The sequence below is a fragment of the Streptomyces phyllanthi genome (assembly GCF_009377205.1).
Classification (GTDB): domain Bacteria; phylum Actinomycetota; class Actinomycetes; order Streptomycetales; family Streptomycetaceae; genus Streptomyces; species Streptomyces phyllanthi.
Genome location: NZ_VJZE01000839.1, coordinates 1 through 2,002 on the forward strand (window position 1 = coordinate 1; position 2,002 = coordinate 2,002).

Sequence of the window (2,002 nt, forward strand, 5' to 3'; positions counted from 1 at the left end):
CCCTACCCTCTGGCCCCTACCCTCTGGCCCCTGGCCCCTAGCTCCCGAAGAAGGTGGCACCCGTGAAACTGGCCTTCTCCACCCTCGGCGTCCCCGGTCTCCCGCTGACCGACGTACTGCGACTGGCGGTCGAGCACGGCTACCACGGCGTCGAACTGCGTACCCACCCCGAGGAGCCGGTGCACACCGGCCTGGGCGCCGCCGAACGGGCCGATGTGGCCGCCGAGTTCAAGGCGGCGGGCGTGGAGGTCCTGGGTCTGGCGGGGTACGCGCGGGTGGCGGCCCCGGGCGACGACGAAGCCGTACTGGACGAGGTGCGCGCGCTCCTCGACCTGGCCCGGGACCTGGGCGCCCCCTTCGTACGCGTCTTCCCCGGCGGGGGCGAGGAGCAGGACGCCGGCGAGGCGGACGCGACGGCGGCCCGGCGGCTCGGTACGGCCGCGCAGTACGCCACCGACGCCGGGGTGCGGATCCTGCTGGAGACCCATGACTCGCACCGCACCGGCGCCGACGCGACCCGCGTCCTCGGGCTGGTAGGACACCGCCAGGTCGGTGCCCTCTGGGACGTCATGCACACCTGGCTGGGCGGCGAGCAGCCGGCGACGTCGTACGCGGCCCTGTCCCCGTTCCTGGGGTACGTGCAGGTCAAGGACATCGCCTCGGCCGACGACACGACTCCGCTGCCGCTCGGGGCGGGGGTGCTGCCGCTCACCGAGTGCGTGGACCTGCTCTCGCGGGAGGGCTGGGACGGCTGGCTGTGCTGGGAGTACGAGAAGCGCTGGTACGAGGAGGCGGCGCCGCTGCCAGGGCTGCTGCGGGCGGGCCGGGAGCATCTGGGGCGCCTGCTGAACGACGCCGCCTGACGGCCGTGGCACGGCATGCACGGCACGTACTCACAGGCGCCACATAGGGATCCGGCCGGATTCCCGCAAGGGAAACCGCGACTCCGGCCGGATCATTTCGCTTCCTGACCGAATCGCATACCGGACAGTACAAAGTCGTTTGGATACTGCCGGTAACGGATTGCGCCGATGACCCTTCGCAGGAGAGCTTCAGCCCCCGATTGACACGTGACACCTCGGGGAGATGGGACACAATGCGAGGGACGATCGACGGTTTCGGCTACGGCCTGCTCACCCCGGTGGCGGCGTTCGTCATGGCGTGCTTAGGAGGCGCGCTGGGGCTGCGCTGCGTGGTGCGGTCCGTGCTCGACGAGCGGTCCTCGCGGCCCGGCTGGCTGGCCCTTGGCGCGGTGTCCATCGGGTGCGGCATCTGGACCATGCACTTCATCGCCATGATCGGCTTCCGGGTCGAGGAGACCCCGGTCCGCTACGACGTGTCCCTGACGGTGCTGAGCCTCGCCGTCGCGGTCGCCGTGGTCGGCATCGGCGTGTTCGCCGTCGGATACCGCGGGGTCACCGCGGGCACGCTGTGCACCGCGGGAGCCGTCACCGGTCTCGGTGTGGCCGCCATGCACTACATCGGCATGGCGGCCCTGCAGCTGAGCGGCTCCATCCGGTACGACACACCCACCGTCGCGCTCTCCGTGGTGATCGCGATCGTCGCCGCGACCACCGCGCTGTGGGCGGCCGTCTCGATCCGGGGCTTCCTGACGAGTCTGGGGGCCAGCCTGGTGATGGGCGTGGCCGTCTCCGGTATGCACTACACGGGCATGGCCGCGGTGAGCGTGCACCTGCACGACACGACCGGCCCGCGGACGGGCGAGTCACCCGTCTCGCTGCTGCTGCCCATGCTCATCGGCCCCGTCATCTTCCTGGTCCTGGCCGGGGCGATCGTGATGCTCGACCCCCCGCGGATCCGGAGCGACAAGGAGCCGGCCCGCCCCCGCCGCGGGCGACCCACCACGACCGACGGACCCGACGGCGTCGACCGGAGCGAGCCTTCACCCTCACTCTTCGAGCCATCACGGTCGCCGGACCGCCACCCCCAGGGGCGGCAGGGGGCCGGGGCGCCGGGCGTACAGGAGTGGTGAGGGAGGGAC

General features: G+C 71.8%; 2 protein-coding genes. Both read left to right on the forward strand.

The features are described 5' to 3' along the window. The first annotated feature begins 62 nt into the window (after nt 1-62). Nucleotides 63-863, forward strand: coding sequence for a sugar phosphate isomerase/epimerase family protein (locus FNH04_RS45430; protein ID WP_322725727.1), 801 nt, complete (start codon nt 63-65; stop codon nt 861-863). A 233-nt stretch (nt 864-1,096) separates the two neighbouring features. Then, nucleotides 1,097-1,993 (forward strand): MHYT domain-containing protein, encoded by an 897-nt coding sequence (locus tag FNH04_RS45435; protein WP_152792064.1) that lies wholly within the window; start codon nt 1,097-1,099, stop codon nt 1,991-1,993. The last annotated feature ends 9 nt before the right edge of the window (nt 1,994-2,002 follow it).